Origin of the sequence: Microbacterium sp. (genome assembly GCF_041909575.1) — a bacterium.
GTDB lineage: Bacteria > Actinomycetota > Actinomycetes > Actinomycetales > Microbacteriaceae > Microbacterium.
On the sequence record NZ_JAYRDE010000028.1, the window covers coordinates 1 to 16,250 of the forward strand.

18 protein-coding genes are annotated in these 16,250 nt (G+C 72.0%); 7 read left to right on the forward strand and 11 right to left on the reverse strand.

Features of this window, described 5'->3' with window-relative positions; all coding sequences use genetic code 11:
* Window positions 1-490, reverse strand: a 490-nt coding sequence (locus ACE3O1_RS06015; protein ID WP_374313452.1) for a DedA family protein, incomplete at its 3' end; no start/stop codon positions are given.
* Between the two features lie 140 nt (window positions 491-630).
* Between ACE3O1_RS06015 and ACE3O1_RS06020 the strand changes: the two genes are divergently transcribed.
* Window positions 631-2,604 carry a GDSL-type esterase/lipase family protein gene (locus ACE3O1_RS06020; protein ID WP_374313454.1) on the forward strand — a complete coding sequence of 658 codons (1,974 nt, stop codon included), beginning with the start codon at window positions 631-633 and terminating at the stop codon, window positions 2,602-2,604.
* Here the strand turns inward: ACE3O1_RS06020 and ACE3O1_RS06025 are convergent, their stop codons facing one another.
* Genes ACE3O1_RS06025 through ACE3O1_RS06035 form a run of 3 tightly spaced genes read right to left on the reverse strand, consistent with a single transcriptional unit; the run spans window position 2,605 to window position 5,207 of the window.
* On the reverse strand, window positions 2,605-3,282 hold the full coding sequence (locus tag ACE3O1_RS06025) for a response regulator (protein ID WP_374313456.1): 678 nt from the start codon (window positions 3,280-3,282) through the stop codon (window positions 2,605-2,607).
* On the reverse strand, window positions 3,279-4,538 hold the full coding sequence (locus ACE3O1_RS06030) for an ATP-binding protein (protein WP_374313458.1): 1,260 nt from the start codon (window positions 4,536-4,538) through the stop codon (window positions 3,279-3,281). The genes ACE3O1_RS06025 and ACE3O1_RS06030 overlap by 4 nt, the downstream gene beginning before the upstream one ends.
* 36 nt (window positions 4,539-4,574) lie before the next feature.
* Entirely contained in the window at window positions 4,575-5,207 is a 633-nt protein-coding gene (locus tag ACE3O1_RS06035) for a hypothetical protein (RefSeq protein WP_374313460.1), read from the reverse strand.
* A gap of 163 nt (window positions 5,208-5,370) precedes the next feature.
* On the opposite strand from ACE3O1_RS06035, the gene ACE3O1_RS06040 reads away from it, so the two are divergent.
* Complete coding sequence (locus ACE3O1_RS06040; RefSeq protein ID WP_374313462.1) at window positions 5,371-6,822, forward strand: cation:dicarboxylate symporter family transporter; 1,452 nt, start codon at window positions 5,371-5,373, stop codon at window positions 6,820-6,822.
* A gap of 132 nt (window positions 6,823-6,954) precedes the next feature.
* Here the strand turns inward: ACE3O1_RS06040 and ACE3O1_RS06045 are convergent, their stop codons facing one another.
* Both ACE3O1_RS06045 and ACE3O1_RS06050 read right to left on the reverse strand, forming a co-directional pair.
* On the reverse strand, window positions 6,955-7,140 hold the full coding sequence (locus ACE3O1_RS06045) for a hypothetical protein (protein ID WP_374313464.1): 186 nt from the start codon (window positions 7,138-7,140) through the stop codon (window positions 6,955-6,957).
* Between the two features lie 15 nt (window positions 7,141-7,155).
* The gene (locus ACE3O1_RS06050) at window positions 7,156-7,338 is read right to left on the reverse strand and encodes a DUF5302 domain-containing protein (protein ID WP_374313466.1); all 183 of its coding nucleotides are present in this window, start codon (window positions 7,336-7,338) and stop codon (window positions 7,156-7,158) included.
* 352 nt (window positions 7,339-7,690) lie between these two features.
* Between ACE3O1_RS06050 and ACE3O1_RS06055 the strand changes: the two genes are divergently transcribed.
* The 3 genes from ACE3O1_RS06055 (at window position 7,691) to ACE3O1_RS06065 (ending at window position 11,946) form a co-directional block, all read left to right on the forward strand.
* The gene (locus ACE3O1_RS06055) at window positions 7,691-9,973 is read left to right on the forward strand and encodes a polyribonucleotide nucleotidyltransferase (RefSeq protein ID WP_374313468.1); all 2,283 of its coding nucleotides are present in this window, start codon (window positions 7,691-7,693) and stop codon (window positions 9,971-9,973) included.
* Between the two features lie 242 nt (window positions 9,974-10,215).
* Window positions 10,216-11,250: an aldo/keto reductase gene (locus ACE3O1_RS06060; protein ID WP_374313470.1), complete on the forward strand. Its 1,035-nt coding sequence runs from the start codon at window positions 10,216-10,218 to the stop codon at window positions 11,248-11,250.
* Between the two features lie 93 nt (window positions 11,251-11,343).
* Window positions 11,344-11,946, forward strand: a complete 603-nt coding sequence (locus ACE3O1_RS06065) for a histidine phosphatase family protein (protein ID WP_374313472.1) — start codon at window positions 11,344-11,346, stop codon at window positions 11,944-11,946.
* Between the two features lie 25 nt (window positions 11,947-11,971).
* On the opposite strand, the gene ACE3O1_RS06070 is transcribed toward ACE3O1_RS06065, so the two are convergent.
* On the reverse strand, window positions 11,972-12,451 hold the full coding sequence (locus ACE3O1_RS06070; RefSeq protein WP_374313475.1) for a GNAT family N-acetyltransferase: 480 nt from the start codon (window positions 12,449-12,451) through the stop codon (window positions 11,972-11,974).
* Window positions 12,452-12,509: 58 nt separating this feature from the next.
* Here ACE3O1_RS06070 and ACE3O1_RS06075 point away from each other — a divergent pair, with 58 nt between their 5' ends.
* Window positions 12,510-13,325, forward strand: coding sequence for a 4-hydroxy-tetrahydrodipicolinate reductase (locus tag ACE3O1_RS06075; protein WP_374313477.1), 816 nt, complete (start codon window positions 12,510-12,512; stop codon window positions 13,323-13,325).
* Window positions 13,322-13,771 (forward strand): hypothetical protein, encoded by a 450-nt coding sequence (locus ACE3O1_RS06080; RefSeq protein WP_374313479.1) that lies wholly within the window; start codon window positions 13,322-13,324, stop codon window positions 13,769-13,771. Before ACE3O1_RS06075 ends, ACE3O1_RS06080 begins: the two co-directional genes overlap by 4 nt.
* Before the next feature lie 4 nt (window positions 13,772-13,775).
* On the opposite strand, the gene ACE3O1_RS06085 is transcribed toward ACE3O1_RS06080, so the two are convergent.
* The 4 genes from ACE3O1_RS06085 to ACE3O1_RS06100 form a co-directional block, all read right to left on the reverse strand.
* Window positions 13,776-14,702, reverse strand: a complete 927-nt coding sequence (locus ACE3O1_RS06085; protein ID WP_374313481.1) for a TIGR01777 family oxidoreductase — start codon at window positions 14,700-14,702, stop codon at window positions 13,776-13,778.
* Window positions 14,695-15,120, reverse strand: a complete 426-nt coding sequence (locus tag ACE3O1_RS06090; RefSeq protein WP_374313483.1) for an OsmC family peroxiredoxin — start codon at window positions 15,118-15,120, stop codon at window positions 14,695-14,697. The genes ACE3O1_RS06085 and ACE3O1_RS06090 overlap by 8 nt, the downstream gene beginning before the upstream one ends.
* Before the next feature lie 100 nt (window positions 15,121-15,220).
* The gene (locus tag ACE3O1_RS06095) at window positions 15,221-15,763 is read right to left on the reverse strand and encodes a DUF4395 domain-containing protein (protein WP_374313485.1); all 543 of its coding nucleotides are present in this window, start codon (window positions 15,761-15,763) and stop codon (window positions 15,221-15,223) included.
* Window positions 15,756-16,193: a TlpA family protein disulfide reductase gene (locus tag ACE3O1_RS06100; RefSeq protein WP_374313487.1), complete on the reverse strand. Its 438-nt coding sequence runs from the start codon at window positions 16,191-16,193 to the stop codon at window positions 15,756-15,758. The genes ACE3O1_RS06095 and ACE3O1_RS06100 overlap by 8 nt, the downstream gene beginning before the upstream one ends.
* Between the last annotated feature and the right edge of the window lie 57 nt (window positions 16,194-16,250).

Here is a 16,250-nt window from a genome sequence, read left to right on the forward strand (position 1 = left end):
GCAGGATCGCGGCGACCACGGCGCCGATGAACGCCTGATATCCGGCCCACGCGAGCGCGGCGCACGCCGCGACGCCGAGGTACCGCGGCGCCGGCACGCGCCCGGCCCCGGCCGTCAGATTCACCGCGAGCCGGGCGAACGGGATGAACCGCGCCGTGAACAGCACAAGGGCGGTGCGGCGCTCGAGTCTCACGCGAGACCACTCGAACGCGGCGCGCACTCGGGGCGTGCGCATCCAGCGCCAGCGCTCCAGGCCGATCGTGCGACCGACCACGTAGCACGCGGCGTCGCCGAGCGTCGCGGCCACGGCGGCCACCGCGACGACGCTCCACAGCCGCGGCTCGCCCTGCGAGACGGCGAGCGCGCCGAAGGCGGTGACGGCGGCCTCGCCCGGAACGACGACGAGGAACGCGTCGCCGAGGACGAGCCCGAACAGCAGGGGCAGGGCCCACGGACTGGCTGCGACGCCGGTGAGCAGTTCCTCGAGCACGGCTCCTTGGTACCGGCCCGCGGTGAACGGCGACCCAACGGCGCCCATCAGGTGACGCGCGTCCGTGCATCCGGTGAACTCTCGCCGAAGCAGGCCGGGTCGAGGCATCCGTCCTGCTCCGCCGCGTCCACCCTGGAGACGTGAGAGTCGCACTCCTCGCCGAATCGTTCCTGCCCCACATGAACGGAGTCACGGGGTCGGTCCTCCACGTGCTGCGCCATCTCGCAGCGGCGGGCCACGAGACCCTGGTGATCGCGCCCCGAGCGGGGGAGGTGACCGGCGACCTCCACGGGGCGCGCACCGAGCTCCTGAGGTCGGTGCCGCTGCCGACCTATCCCGAGGTGCGCGTGGTGTTCGCGCGGGCCGCGCGGCTGACGGCGATCCTCAGGGGGTTCGCACCCGATGTGGTGCACCTCGCCTCGCCGTTCGTCCTGGGGTGGCAGGGACTCGCCGCCGCCGACGCGCTGTGCGTGCCCGCCGTCGCCGTGTACCAGACCGACGTCGCCGCGTACGCGGAGAAGTACGGCATGCCCGGTGCCGCGCCGCTCGTGGGGCGCCACGTGGCGCGCCTCCACCGCCGCGCGACGCTCACCCTCGCGCCGTCGACGGCGTCGATGCGGCAGCTCGAGGAGCTGGGCGTGGACCGCCTGCGGCGCTGGGGTCGCGGCGTGGACACCGCACGGTTCTCGCCGGAGCGCCGCAGCGACGCCTGGCGCGAACGCGTGGCCCCGGGCGAGACCGTCATCGGCTACGTCGGTCGGCTCGCGCCGGAGAAGCAGGTCGAGGATCTCGCCACGCTCGCGGACCTGCCGGGCACGCGGCTGGTGATCGTCGGCGACGGACCGTCCCGGCCGGCGCTGGAGCGAGCGCTGCCGACGGCGGTGTTCACCGGGCATCTCGGCGGCGCCGACCTCGCCGAGGCCCTCGCGGGCTTCGACGTGTTCGTGCACCCCGGCGAGCGGGAGACGTTCGGGCAGACCATTCAGGAGGCGCTGGCCAGCGGGGTCCCGGTCGTCGCCACCGGGGTGGGCGGGCCGGTCGACCTGGTGCGGTCGAGCGTCGACGGGTGGCTGTACCGGCCCGGTGATCTGCGCGAGCTGCGGGCGCGCGTGGCCGATCTCACCGGCGATGCCGGCAAGCGCCGGGCGTTCGCGGTGGCCGCCCACGCGTCGGTGCGCGATCGCTCGTGGGACGCGGTGTGCCAGCGGCTGGTGGAGTACTACGAGGAGTCCCGGATGCTGCGGCCCATCGACGACGCGCTGCTGCAGCGGGCCGGCACCCGCCCGTCGGTGCCCGTCCAGGCCCCGCAGGTCCGGCCCCGCTGGACCCGCTACGTCGCGCTGGGCGACTCGCTCACCGAGGGGCTGTGCGACACCTCGCGCATGCCGGCCGGGCAGCACCGGGGATGGGCGGACCGGCTGGCGCAGCTGCTGGCGCACGAGGGCGCCGGCGCGGAGCCGTTCCGCTACGCGAATCTGGCCGTGCGCAGCCGCCGCGTGCGCGACCTGACGTCCGAGCAGCTGCCCCGGGCGCTGGCGCTGCGACCGGACCTGGTGTCGATCCTCCTCGGGGCCAACGACCTCGTCGGGCGCCGGGCGGACGTGACGGCGCTCGCCGCGGAGCTCGAGGCGGGGGTGCGGATGCTGCGCTCGGCCGGCGCGGACGTGCTGCTGGTGACCCCGTTCCTCCCGCGCCGCCGCGCGGCCCTGCTGTTCGCGCGGCGCTTCGCCGCCTTCGCGTCCGAGCTGCGGCGCGTGGCGGAGGCGACGGGCGCGATGCTGCTCGACCTGGAGGCGATTCCTGCGATCGGCGATCTCGGGCTGTGGGCGGACGACAGGGTGCATCTCCGCTCCCGCGGCCACCGGTTCCTCGCGTACCGGGCCGCCGACGTGCTGGGCGTCCCGGATGCCGAGGCGCTCGGCGAGCTCGACGCGGCGCTCCACGCCGACGACGATCCCGTCGCCGAAGGATCGTGGCTGCGCCGTGACGTGCTGCCCTGGGCGTGGCGCCGGATCCGCGGCCGCACGGCCGGCGACGGCGTGACGGCCAAGCACTCCGGCTACGTCGTCATCCGGGGCCGCGGCGACGTGCGCTCGCCCGCGCATCCGGCCTGATCAGCGCAGGCGGTACTCCGACTCCGGGCGCCCGGGCGCACCGTAGCGCGGCGAGCGGACCACCGTGCCCGCTGCCACCAGATGCTCGAGGTAGCGCCGCACGGCGACGCGCGACATCCCGAGCCGCTGAGCCGCCTCCACCGCCGACACCGGCCCGTGCGCGCGCACATCCGCCGACACGCGCTCGAGCGTCTCGGCCGACAGGCCCTTCGGGAGGGCGACGGATGCCGCGGGCCGCAGCGCGCCGAGCAGCGCGTCGATCTCCTCCTGCGTCGAGGCCGTGCCGGCCGTCTCCCGGGCGCGCCGGCGATACTCGACGTACTGCTCGAGCCGGTCCCGGAACGTCGCGAAGGTGAACGGCTTCACGAGGTACTGCGCGACGCCGAGTCCCACCATCTGCCGGACGACGTCGGCGTCGCGCACGCCCGTGATCGCGATCACGTCCACGTCCGCTCCGCGGGCGCGCACGTGCCGGAGCACGTCGAGGCCGGTGCCGTCGGGCATCGTGATGTCCAGCAGCATCAGGTCGATGGCCGCGCCGCGCTCGAGGACCGCGGTGACGGCGGCTCGGGCGCCGGTGCACTCCGCCACGACCTCGAAGCCGTCCAGGCGCTCGAGGTACGTCCGGTGCAGCTCGAGGGTGAGCGCATCGTCGTCGACGAGCAGCACGCCGATCACGCCGGCCCCCCCGGAAGGATGACCGTGAACACGGTCGGCTCGCCGGAGTGGTCGACCGACCCGTCGGCGCCCTCCACGATCGAGCGGACCAGGGCCAGGCCCACGCCCCGCCCCGCCGTCCCCGCCGGCTTGGTGGAGAACCCGTGCTCGAACACGCGCTCCGCCAGCTCGGGTGGCACGCCGGCTCCGCTGTCGGACACGTCGATGCGCAGCATCCGCTCGCCCGCCGCAGCGAACACGACCCGCACCCAGCGCGGCGCCGGCCCCGCCGCCGCGGCATCCAGCGCGTTGTCGATGAGGTTCCCCACCACCGACACGGCGTCCACGGGGGAGAGGGTGCTGCGGGGGGCGTCCTCGGCGATGTCGGCTGTCCACTCGACCCCGCGCTCGCGCGCCTGGGCCGCCTTCCCCAGCAGGAGGGCGCCGACGGTCGGATCGCCCTCGCGTCGTGCCGCCACCTGGTCGACGAGCGCCTGACTCTGGCGCGAGGTCTCGGTCAGGATGCCGATCGCCTCCTGCGTGCGCCCGAGCTCGAGGAGCGAGACCGCCGTGTGCATGCGGTTGCCGTGCTCGTGGGTCTGGGCGCGCAGCGCCTCACCGAGCGTGCGGACCGACTCGTACGACGAGACGGCGTCGCGGATCGTCCCGGCCGGGAGGTCGCCGGCCACGCGCCTGGTCGTGCGCTGGGCGAGGTAGGCGCCGACGAAGCCGGCTGCGAGCACGGCCCCGGCGATCGCCAGCACCCCGGGCAGCCGCGGCACGATGTCCGAGGCGATGCTCCCGACGGTGAGCCCGACCGACACCCAGCCCACGAGGTCTCCCCCCGGGCCGACCACCGGTGCGATCGTGCGGACACTCGGACCCAGCGTGCCGGTGAACTCCTCGGTCGCGGCGAGGGGCTCGTCGGGGATCGTGCCCAGGTACGGGCGGCCGATCTCGGCCGGATCGCGGTGGGTGACGCGGATGCCGTCGGGCGTCATGATCGTGACGAAGTCGACCGCCGCGTCGTCCATGACCGATTCGGCGAGCGGCTGCAGCTCGGACGGCGCGTCGCCCGCGAGCGCCTCGGCCACGACCGGGGTCACCGCGAGCGAGGCCGCGACGGCGCGGGTGACCTCCTCGGCCTCGGCGCGCGATGCGCGCTGCGCGTCGAGCACGAGCAGGGCCGCCAGGAGCAGCACGAGCGCAGTGACGGCGATCGCGACCACGACGAAGACGCGGGATGCCGCGCTGCCCTGCCGTGTGCGCTCGCCCATGAACTCACCCCTCGTGATGCGCCGGTGCTCCCATCCTCACCCCTTCGGGATCGTGCGGCGAGACAGCACGGCCGCGACGAAGAAGCAGACGGCGCCGACGGCGGTGCCGCCGTTGGCCCAGGTCGCGTTCGCGAGGTCGCCCGTCGCCGGGACGACGTACGCGCCGACCGCCGAGACGCCGAACGCGACCGATCCGATGAAGTTCAGCCCGGTGCCGTGCCACGTGCGCGCGTCCGGATCCCACAGCCGGCCCCGGTCCTTCGTGGCGACGATGGCCAGGAAGCTCGAGACGAGGAACGCGAGCGACCCCCAGGCGTCCGGTATCCATCCCACGCCGACGGCGCCGGGCTGGGTCACAGCGGCGATCAGCGCAGCACCCGTGGAGAGGTTGAACAGCAGTGTTCCGGCGAACTGGATCGCCGCGGCCCACCAGTCCACGAGGTCGGGTCGGGGCATCTGGCGGCGGGGGATGCTGCGGCCGCTCAGGCTCAGCTGGATGAACGCCGCCAGCGTGAAGAACACCGACCCGACGAAGAAGGTCACGTTCGTGCCGACGGTGCCGGCCCACGAGGCGTAGAACGGCAGCGACCCGGCGAGGAAGCACAGCGAGCCGATCGCGAATCCCCACGCCTCGCGCCGGAGTCGTCGGACGGTGGGCACTGCGGTCATCGTTCCTCCGGGGGTCGGGATGCTGCCGGACGGCGCGGCATCCGTCCTGCGACCAATACGACCACAACTCGTGCGTTCGCGTGTGCGCCGCGCACGCTGGGCATCACGCCGGCGACATTCCGGCACCGAGCGGACAACGACTGTCCACACCTTGGAGGCGATGATGGCTCTTTCGACCCGGACGACTTCGTTCACTCTCCCCGGCTTCAACTGGCGCCGAGGCAAGCAGGCGTGGGACAAGCACACGTGGCTGTACATGGCGGTGATCGCCGCTGTGGTCCTCGGAGCGGCCGTCGGGTTGATCTGGCCCGATGTCGGCGTCGCCCTCAAGCCGCTCGGCGAGGCGTTCGTCGCGCTGATCAAGATGATGATCGCGCCGATCATCTTCTGCACGATCGTGGTCGGCGTCGGCTCGATCGCGAAGGCGGCGACCGTGGGCAAGATCGGCGGCCTGGCGCTGCTGTACTTCATGGTCATGTCGACCTTCGCGCTCGCGATCGGCCTCGTGGTGGGCAACCTGCTCCACCCGGGCGAGGGCCTCAACATGGCGAACTCGACGTACGAGGCGACGGGAGAGGCCAAGACCACGCAGGAGTTCATCCTCAGCATCATCCCGACCACCTTCTTCTCGGCCTTCACCGGCGAGAGCGTGCTCCAGGTGCTGTTCATCGCGCTGCTGGTCGGATTCGCGCTGCAGCAGATGGGCGACAAGGGCCAGCCGATCATGAACGCGGTGAAGAACCTCCAGGCCCTCGTCTTCCGCATCCTGGGCATGATCCTGTGGCTGGCGCCGATCGGCGCCTTCGGGGCCATCGCCGCCGTCGTGGGCAACACCGGCATCGCGGCGATCTGGGCGCTCGGGACGCTGATGATCGCGTTCTACATCACGTGCGTGGTCTTCATCGTCGGCATCCTCGGGACCCTGCTGTACGCCGTCACGCGCATCAACATCTTCCGCCTGGTGAAGTACCTCGCCCGTGAGTACCTGCTGATCGTCGGCACGTCGTCGTCGGAGTCCGCGCTGCCGCGCCTCATCGCCAAGATGGAGCACCTGGGCGTGTCCAAGCCCGTCGTCGGCATCACGGTCCCGACGGGGTACTCGTTCAACCTCGACGGCACGGCCATCTACCTGACGATGGCGTCGCTGTTCATCGCGAGCGGCATGGGGGCGCCGATGTCGATCGGCGAGCAGATCGGGCTGCTGGTGTTCATGATCATCGCCTCGAAGGGCGCCGCGGGCGTCACCGGTGCGGGCCTCGCGACGCTCGCGGGCGGCCTGCAGGCCTACCGCCCCGACCTCGTCAACGGCGTCGGCGTCATCGTCGGCATCGACCGGTTCATGTCGGAGGGCCGCGCGCTGACGAACTTCACGGGCAACGCGGTGGCGACCGTGCTCATCGGAGCGTGGACCAAGGAGTTCGACGCGGGGCGTGCCCGCGGTGTGCTGGCCGGCGAGATCCCGTTCGACGAGACGACGCTGTCGGGCGACGATCACGACGGCATGTCCGAGGCTCCCGGCGCCGTTGGCGTGCAGGGGCTCGAGGAGGCGGCGGTCGCCGAAGCCGAGGCGAAGGAGCAGCGCGCGCGCGAGCGCGAGGCCGCGATGAGCCGCTGACGCAGGGAGAGCCGGGTCCGTCCGCCGTGCGCGGGCGGACCCGCTGCGTGGTCGTTCGTCGGCTGATTCGCGTGGTCTCGGCTCGAACGTCGAACCGGGATCGGCCGAATCAGCCGGTGAGCCTGCGACGGGTCAGGATGCGGGGTCGATCTCGCCCGACTCGATGGCGGCTTCGCGCTCCTCGAGGTCGAGCTCGTCCATCTGGTCCTCGACGGACTCCATCGGGTCGAGCGTCGCCGGCGGCAGCTCGAACTCGACCTCGTCGTCGAGCGGCACGTCCCGCTCGTCGTCGGGGTTCCGGTCCCGGAAATCGCTCATCGCGGCCGTCCCGCCCTATCCGCTCTTGCGGCGGAACTCCCGCTTGGTCACCGCGCCGTGGGTGCCGTGGACGGCCGAGTCGCCGTCCATGTGCGCCTCGCCCTCGCGGTGCTGGGAGTTCTTCTTGTCGAGTGCTTCCTTGAACTTGCGCTTCATCTCATCGGATGCCGCGCCCGCCGGCTTCTCGTCGGTGCTCATGCCCCCACCCTAGGCATGGCGGACGGCGCGCACCAGCCGAGGGCACCGGATGCCTCGTCCCGGGCCCCTCACTGGTAGGATCGCAAAGGCTGCCCTCGCGGCATCCGCTCAATTCAACATGAGCTCACGGAGCAGGCCGGCAGCTAGCTGGTCCCCTGTGGTGGTCTCCTCGTCGCATCCGCGCCGGGTGGATTTCTACTGGTGGCCAGTGCTGGCGCGAATACGCGGCATCCGCCGCGCGCCGAGATCTGCCTGTTCCTGCTCCTTCGAAGGCTCACGCGTCACACGGACGCGCGAGCAAAAACAGGCCCTCCCCGGGTAGGGGAGAGACCCAAAAAGAAGGAGAGACCTCTTGGAAGGTCCTGAAATCACCGCCGCTGAAGCCGTTCTCGACAACGGCCGCTTCGGCACCCGCACCGTCCGGTTCGAGACCGGGCGCCTCGCGCAGCAGGCACAGGGTGCCGTCGCCGCGTACCTCGATGAGGAGACGATGCTCCTGTCGGCGACCAGCGCCGGCAAGTCCCCGCGCGAGGGCTTCGACTTCTTCCCGCTGACCGTCGACGTCGAAGAGCGCTCGTACGCCGCAGGGAAGATCCCCGGTTCGTTCTTCCGCCGCGAGGGTCGCCCCTCGACGGAGGCGATCCTCGTCTGCCGCCTGATCGACCGTCCGCTGCGCCCGTCGTTCGTCGACGGCCTCCGCAACGAGGTGCAGATCGTCGTCACGGTGCTCTCGATCGCGCCGGGCGAGTTCTACGACGCGCTCGCGATCAACGCCGCGTCGCTGTCGACCCAGATCTCCGGTCTCCCGTTCTCGGGCCCCATCGCCGGTGTGCGCCTCGCGCTCATCCCCGGCCACGGCGAGAACGCCGACCAGTGGATCGCCTTCCCGACCGTGACCCAGCTCGAGGAGGCCGTCTTCGACCTCATCGTCGCCGGTCGCGTCCTGCCCGACGGCGACGTCGCGATCATGATGGTCGAGGCCGAGGCCACCGAGCACAGCTGGAACCTCATCAAGGCGGGCGCCACCAAGCCCAACGAGGAGATCGTGGCCCAGGGCCTCGAGGCCTCGAAGCCCTTCATCAAGCAGCTCGTCGAGGCGCAGAACGTCGTCGCGAAGACCGCTGCGAAGGAGGTCAAGGAGTTCCCCGTCTTCCTGCCCTACAGCCAGGAGACCTACGACTTCGTGGCCGGCCGCGCCTACGACAAGCTCGTCCCGATCTACCAGATCGCCGACAAGCAGGAGCGCCAGAACGCCGACGACGAGCTCAAGGACGCCGTCAAGGCCGAGCTCCTCGCCGCCGTCGAGTCCGGCGAGCTCCCGGCCGTCGCGACGCTCGAGTTCAGCGCCGCATACAAGTCGGTGACGAAGAAGATCGTGCGCGGTCGCATCCTCGCCGAGGGTGTCCGCATGGACGGTCGCGGTCTGGCCGACATCCGCCCGCTCGACGCCGAGGTGCAGGTCATCCCACGCGTCCACGGCTCGGCGATCTTCCAGCGCGGCGAGACCCAGATCCTGGGCGTCACCACGCTGAACATGCTCAAGATGGAGCAGCAGATCGACTCGCTGTCGCCCGTGACGAGCAAGCGCTACATGCACCACTACAACTTCCCGCCCTACTCGACCGGTGAGACCGGCCGTGTGGGCAGCCCCAAGCGTCGCGAGATCGGGCACGGCTTCCTGGCCGAGCGCGCGCTCGTGCCGGTGCTGCCCAGCCGCGAGGAGTTCCCCTACGCGATCCGTCAGGTGTCCGAGGCTCTCGGCTCGAACGGCTCGACGTCGATGGGCTCGGTCTGCGCCTCGACCCTCTCGCTGCTCAACGCCGGTGTGCCGCTGCGCGCCGCCGTCGCGGGCATCGCGATGGGTCTCGTCTCGGACGAGGTGGACGGCCAGACCCGCTACGCGGCGCTGACCGACATCCTCGGCGCCGAGGACGCGCTCGGCGACATGGACTTCAAGGTCGCCGGCACGAGCGAGTTCGTCACGGCCATCCAGCTCGACACGAAGCTCGACGGCATCCCGTCGTCGGTGCTCGCCGCCGCGCTGACCCAGGCCAAGGACGCCCGCCTCACGATCCTCGGTGTGCTCAACGCCGCGATCGACGGCCCCGACGAGATGGCGCCCACCGCGCCGCGCGTCATCAGCGTGCAGATCCCGGTCGACAAGATCGGCGAGCTCATCGGGCCCAAGGGCAAGACGATCAACGCCATCCAGGACGAGACGGGCGCGCAGATCTCCATCGAGGAGGACGGCACCGTCTACATCGGCGCCACCGACGGCCCGTCGGCCGAGGCCGCCCGCGCCCAGGTGAACGCGATCGCCAACCCCACCAACCCGGAGGTCGGCGAGCAGTTCCTGGGCACGGTCGTCAAGATCGCGACGTTCGGCGCGTTCATCTCGCTCCTGCCCGGCAAGGACGGACTGCTGCACGTCAGCGAGGTCCGCAAGCTGGCCGGCGGCAAGCGCGTGGAGAACGTCGAGGACGTCCTCGGTGTCGGCCAGAAGCTGCTGGTCCGCATCACCAAGATCGACGACCGCGGCAAGCTGTCGCTCGAGCCGGTGCAGGAGGAGGCCGCCGATCAGGAGGGCTCCGCCGCCGCCAGCGAGGGTCCGGGAGACGCTCCCGCCGAGGGCTGATCGCCGACGCAGTGTTCGGATGCCCGTCCTCTCCTTTCCGGAGGGGGCGGGCATCCGCCGTCTCGCCCCGCGAACACGGATGCACGCCGACCCGTGATGAAAGCGTTATGCAATATTTACCCGTAGTTCGCGTCGGTGGCCAGCCAGGTGTCTCGACTGGCCTACCCTCGGAGATACGTACCGGGGGGTGCGGAATATGTATCACGGAGGCACCCGCGGGCGTCCTCGTGAGGGGGTGACTCATGGCTGTCTTCGGCGTTGGCTCGGCGCTCTCTTCGCAGAGCCCGAAAGCCGCCTCGTCACCCGGTGTGCACCCGTCCGCGCCGATCCCGGTGCAGGGCCCGTCGATCGGGGCGAGCGTGCGCGTCCCCCTCGGTGAGAGCGGCTTCGAGGTCTTCCCGCTGATCCTCGGCGGCGCCGAGTTCGGCTGGAACGTCGACCTCGAGTCGAGTCACGCCATCCTCGACGCGTACGCCGAACTCGGCGGCAACGCCGTGCACACGTCCGACAGCTACTCGGCGGGCCGCAGCGAGCACATCATCGGCCAGTGGATCCACTCGCGCGGTCTGCGTGACGACGTCGTGCTGGCCGTGCGCGTGGGCGGTCACCCCGACAACCCCGGACTCGGTCCGGTGAATCTGATCCGTGCGGTCGAGGCATCCCTCACGCGGCTGCGGACCGATCGCATCGACGTGCTCTACCTCGACGCGACGACCGACGCGGCCTCCGCTCTGGAAGACACGCTCGCGACCGCCGAATGGCTGGTCGAAACCGGGAAGGTGCGGGCCATCGGAGCCGTCGGCTACCTGCCCGCCCAGCTCGTCGAGGCGCGCATCTACTCGTCGGCCGGCTTCCCGCGCATCACGGTCCTCGACGTGCCGTTCAACGTGCTGCGGCGTCACGAGTTCGACTCCGACCTGCGGCTCGTCGCGGGCGCTCAGGGCATGGCCGTCACGCCGTCCCACGCGCTCGAGCACGGCTTCCTCGCCGGACGCCAGCGCACCCGCCAGCGCGGCACGCTCTCGGTGCGCGGCGCTCAGCTCGCCGCGAACCTCAACCGCCGGGGGAGCCGCACGCTGCGCGCTCTCGATGCCGTCGGCGACGAGCTCGGCGTCCCCGACGCCGCGGTCGCCCTCGCATGGCTGCTCGCGCAGCGCCTGGTCACGGCGCCGATCGTGAACGCCTACGCGCCGCAGCACGTCGAAGAGCTCGTGCAGGGCGTGGGGGTGCGGCTGAGCCGCGCGCAGCTGGCCGACATCGCACGCGCCGCCGAGTAGCGCGCCGACACGTCACCGGACCGTGATCGGTTCGTGACGTAGGGTGGAAGTCGTGTCCCGTCGGGGCACGCGACCCCCGACGGAGTGAGCTGCGTGACGCACTACATCTACCTCGTGCGGCATGGTGAGCACCAGGATGCCGAGCACGGCCTCGTCGACGGCCCGCTGTCTCCCCGGGGCCGGCGTCAGGCTTCGCTGCTGGCCGATCGGCTGTCCGGAGTGCCGTTCGACGCCGTCTGGCACTCGCCGCTGGAGCGCGCGAGCCAGACCGCCCGCGCCGTCCAGGAGCGGATGCCGTCGCTGCAACCGGTGCCCTCGTCACTCCTCTTCGACTGCGTGCCGACCGGCATGACCGACGAGACTCCGTCGGCGTTCGAGCCCTTCTTCGGCTCGGTGACCGAGGCCGAGGTCGAAGCCGGCCGCGCGCAGATGGCGGACGCCGTGAGCGAGCACCTCGTGCGCAAGCGCGGGGAGGTCCACGAGCTCATCATCACGCACAACTTCGTGATCGCGTGGTTCGTGCGCGAGGTGCTGCAGGCGCCGGAGTGGCGCTGGATGACCCTCAACCAGGCGCACTGCGGCCTGACGGTGATCGCCCAGAAGCAGGGCCGCCCGTGGACGCTCCTGTCGCACAACGACCTCGCGCACCTCCCGGTCGAGCTGCGCACGGGCCTCCCCGAGGTCTACCCGGTCTGACCCACGGCCTTCGGCGATCCGCGGCTCAGGGCAGGAGCACCTTGCCGTACCACCGCGAGGCGTTGGGGTTGTCGTTGTAGGGCTCGATCGCGACGAAGCCCGACCTCGCGTAGAGCGCTCCGGCGGCCTCGAGGGAGTGGTGGGTGTCGAGCACGAGCTCGTGCGCGCCGAGCGCGAGTGCGCGGGCCTCGAGCCCTTCCATCAGCAGGCGTCCCCAGCCGCGGCCGCGCGTCTCGGGGCGCAGGTAGAGGTGCTTCACCTCGTAGCGCGTGCCGTAGGGGCCGTCGGCGATGTGCCGGATGCCTCCGCACCCCACTGCGCGACCCTCGTCGTCGTGGACCACGAGGAACACCCCGGCCGGCGGCACGAATGCCGACGGCAGCGGGAACGTCGTCGTATAGGCGACGTCCTGCTCGGCGAACCCGGCGGTGCGCGCCTGGAAGTACTCGGCGAGGAGCGCGTGCGCCTCGGGGGAGTCGACGGGGGATTCGCGCAGTGCAGCCACGTCATCCAGCGTAGGCGGCGCGCCGGATGCGCGAGCCCCCGCGCCTAGGATGGAGCCCATGACGACGCGCGTGGCCATCGTGGGAGGCACCGGGAAGCTCGGTGGGATCATTCGCGAGGTGGTCGAGCACGAGGACGGGTTCGAGGTCGTCGCCGTGCTGACCTCCCGCTCCGAGCTGGCCGAACTCGACGGTGCCGACCTGGTCGTGGACGCCTCCACGCCCGCCGTGTCGATCGACGTCGTGCGCGCGGCCGTCGAGCGCGGCATCAACGTGCTCGTCGGCACCTCGGGCTGGTCGGCCGAGCGCATCGCCCTCGTGCGTCCGCTGGTCGAGGCGGCGGGCACCGGCGCCGTCTTCATCCCGAACTTCTCCCTCGGCTCCGTCATCGGATCCGCGATCGCCGCCGCGGCGGCCCCGTTCTTCCCGTCGATCGAGATCGTCGAGGCCCACCGGGAGACCAAGATCGACTCGCCGCGCGGCCCGGCCGCGCGCCCGGCCGAGCTGATCGCCGCGGCCCGCGCCGAGGTCGGACCCGTGGAGTCGCCCCACGTCGACCAGCGCGCGCGCGGCCAGCAGGTGGCCAGCGTCCCGATCCACTCGCTCCGCCGCCCGGGCGTCATGGCCCGGCAGGAGACCATCCTCGCGGGTGCGGGGGAGTCCCTGACGATCGTCCACGACACCGTCGAGCCGGCGCTCGCGTACGGTCCCGGCATCCGTCTCGCACTCGCCGCCGCGACGCGCGCGACCGGCGTCGTCGTCGGACTCGACAGCTTCCTCGACATCGGCCTGCGCCGGCCGGGCGCCGCGCCCGCGGAGCGCCCCGTGGACGAGGGCGACGTGCCCGGACAGGTGGCCCGGGCCACGGGCGTATGAGCGCGCGCATCGGCGTCGCCGTCATGGCGGTGCTCCTGGCGCTGTACATCGTGCTCGTGGGCCAGCGGGCGTGGCTGCTCATCGTCAGCGGCGAGCCCGTGGGCGTGCTGATGGGCGTCGTGCTCGTGGTCCTCCCCGTCATCGCGGTCTGGGCCCTCGGGCGCGAACTGTGGTTCGGCATCCGGGCCGAGCGGCTCGGCAAGCGGCTCGAGGCGGACGACGCGCTCCCCGCCGAGGAGATCGCGGTGCGGCCGAGCGGCCGTGCGGTGCGGTCCGAGGCCGATGCGCTCTTCCCGGCATACCGCGCCGACGTCGAGGCGCACCCCGACGACTGGCGTGCGTGGTACCGGCTCGGCCTCGCCTACGACGCGTCCGGGGATCGCCGCCGCGCCCGTGAGGCCGTGCGGACGGCCATCCGTCTCGAAGCCGCCGACCGCCGCGGCTGAGCGCTCACGCCGCCGGCGGAACCGCCGCCGCGACGGCCTCCTCGACCGTGCGGTGGTGGAACGCGAAACCGGATCCCTCGAGCACGGCGGGTGCGACATCCGCGTCCGTCGTCAGCAGCGCCTCGGTCGCGTCGGATCCGAGCACCGCCTTCATCGCCCACACCGGCGCCCGCACCACGAACGGCCGGTTGAGCCGCACCGCGAGCGCGAACCCCAGGTCGTTCGCGGTCGCCCGGGTCGGTCCCGTGAAGTTCACCGGGCCGGTGAGGCCGGCGTCGATGACGTGACGGATGCCGCGCACCTCGTCTTCGAGCGAGATCCACGGCCACACCTGCGTCCCGCGGCCGATCGGTCCGCTCACGCCGAGCTTCGTGAGAAGCATCAGCGGCTTGAGCACTCCGTCTTCGTGCACGACGGGCGCGGTGCGCAGCAGGGCGACCCGGACATCGTCGCCGGCCGCGCGGGCCGCGCCCTCCCACTCCCCGCACAGATCGGCGAGGAAGGTGGTTCCGCGGGGCGACGTCTCGTCCAGCCGCCGACCGGGTGCGGAGCCGTAGAAGCCCACCGCCGACCCGGAGACGAAGTGCGGGGCATCCGTCCCCAGTGCCCGCAGGGCGCGGGCGAGAACCTGCGTCGGCGTGACGCGCGACCACAGCAGCGTGTTGCGGTAGTGCGGCGTCCACGGGAAGCGGCCGATGCTCGCGCCGTTGAGCCCGACGACGGCGTCCGCGCCGGCGAGCACGTCCGGATCGAGCGGTGCGGCGTCGGTGAGCCACTCGACCTCGTTCGGAGCGGTCGGCGCATGGCGCACGAGGCGCGTGACCTCGACGCCGTCCGCGCGGAGACGCTCCACCAGCGCGGACCCGATCAGGCCCGACGCGCCCGCGACCACGACCCGGCGTGCGCCGCCCGGTGTCGCGGGGTCAGGCAAGCGTCGCCTCGAGGGTGATCTCGATGCCCGCGAGCGCCTGCGAGACAGGGCAGCCGGCCTTGGCCTCCTGCGCGAGGCGCTCGAAGTCCTCGGGCTCGAGCCCGGGGACCACCGCGTTCACGTTGAGGTGGCTGCCGGTGATCCCGGTGCCGGCCTTGAAGGTGACGGATGCCGTCGTGTCGATCGCCTCCGGAGGCGTGCCGTTCTCGGCCAGGGCGAGCGAGAACGCCATGCTGAAGCAGGAGGCGTGCGCGGCGGCGATCAGCTCTTCGGGAGTGGTCGTCGAGGTCGAGCCCTCGCTGCGGGCCTTCCAGTTCACGGCGAAGGTCCCCAGGCCGGACGAAACGAGCGTCACTTCGCCGGAGCCGTCGAAGAGGCCGCCCTTCCAGGCAGTGGTGGCTTCGCTCGTGACCGTCATGGGTGCCTCCCGTCGCTGCGCCCGCCGTCGGGGCGTCTCGCGGTCAGCCTAGTGGCGGGGGTGTGCGTGCGCGACGGGTTTACGCCGCCGGATGCCGCCCTCAGGCCGAGGCGGGGCGTGCGCGCCCGATCACGCCGACGCGCTGCAGGAGCAGGTAGAGCTGGCAGCCCAGGCACAGGCCGAAGGCGGCGTTGAGGAACGCTGCAACGAACGCCATGGCGGCCGCGATCGTGAGAGCCCAGGGCACTCCGAGGAGCTGGAGCGCGAGGCCGATCGCGGTCACGAACAGGCCGACGCCCTGCGCGAAGCGGGGCGGACGCGGGTCCTCGAGGTCGGTCGGGCGCGCCAGCCGCGGCGCCACCGCGGTGCGGTACAGCGCGGCCCACGGAGCAGTGCGCGGCGAGAGGACTCCCCAGAGGAACAGCAGCGCGATGGCGAGGAGGAGCAGGAAGGCGGGATCGAGGACGCGTTCGGTGATCGTCGCATCCGTGATCGCCCACCCCGACGAGTCCGAGGCCGTCGAGAGCCCGGTCAGCCCGAGGAAGACGTCGATCAGCAGCAGCAGGGCCGTGATCCCAGCCACGAAGCGAGGACCTCGAGGGTCGATGCCGCGCAGGGCGGAGGCATCCGCTGAATCAGACATGGGCGTCCTCCGAGGTCAGCCGACCCAGTTCGAGCTCGAGCACGTCGCGGCTGGGGGTGCCGCCGAACCGGGTCTGGATCACGCCGTCGCGGTCGAGGACGAGCGTCGTCGGCGTCTGCAGCACGTGGAAGTGCCGCGCGATGTCGGGGCGGTGCGTGAGGTCGACGTCCAGGTGGCGCACGCCCTCGTGAGCGTCGGCGATCGACGCGAGCGTGCGGTGGACGCCGGGGCACCGCGCGCACATCTCGGTGCTGAACTGCAGCAGCGTGGCGACCTCGCCCAGGCCGTCGGCGCCGAGCCGGATGGGGTCGATGACCTCGTGGGGCACGTGACGCTGCGGTCGGGACTGCGCCCAGCGCAGATACGCGCCGATGCCGATGGTCACCACGAGGAGCGCGGTGATGGCGACGAGCGCGGTGACGAGGTTCACAACTGATCAGGGTATCCCTGTTCACCTGAATGGATCCCGGATGCGCGAATATGACGC

Excerpts from the sequence above, each read along its gene's own strand:
- ACE3O1_RS06080 (WP_374313479.1), top strand. The coding sequence starts at position 13,322 with ATGAGCGCGCGCATCGGCGTCGCCGTCATGGCGGTGCTCCTGGCGCTG.
- ACE3O1_RS06030 (WP_374313458.1), bottom strand. The coding sequence starts at position 4,538 with ATGGGCGAGCGCACACGGCAGGGCAGCGCGGCATCCCGCGTCTTCGTC.
- ACE3O1_RS06090 (WP_374313483.1), bottom strand. The coding sequence starts at position 15,120 with ATGACGGTCACGAGCGAAGCCACCACTGCCTGGAAGGGCGGCCTCTTC.
- ACE3O1_RS06060 (WP_374313470.1), top strand. The coding sequence starts at position 10,216 with ATGGCTGTCTTCGGCGTTGGCTCGGCGCTCTCTTCGCAGAGCCCGAAA.
- ACE3O1_RS06035 (WP_374313460.1), bottom strand. The coding sequence starts at position 5,207 with ATGACCGCAGTGCCCACCGTCCGACGACTCCGGCGCGAGGCGTGGGGA.
- ACE3O1_RS06045 (WP_374313464.1), bottom strand. The coding sequence starts at position 7,140 with ATGAGCGATTTCCGGGACCGGAACCCCGACGACGAGCGGGACGTGCCG.
- ACE3O1_RS06095 (WP_374313485.1), bottom strand. The coding sequence starts at position 15,763 with ATGTCTGATTCAGCGGATGCCTCCGCCCTGCGCGGCATCGACCCTCGA.
- ACE3O1_RS06050 (WP_374313466.1), bottom strand. The coding sequence starts at position 7,338 with ATGAGCACCGACGAGAAGCCGGCGGGCGCGGCATCCGATGAGATGAAG.
- ACE3O1_RS06075 (WP_374313477.1), top strand. The coding sequence starts at position 12,510 with ATGACGACGCGCGTGGCCATCGTGGGAGGCACCGGGAAGCTCGGTGGG.
- ACE3O1_RS06040 (WP_374313462.1), top strand. The coding sequence starts at position 5,371 with ATGGCTCTTTCGACCCGGACGACTTCGTTCACTCTCCCCGGCTTCAAC.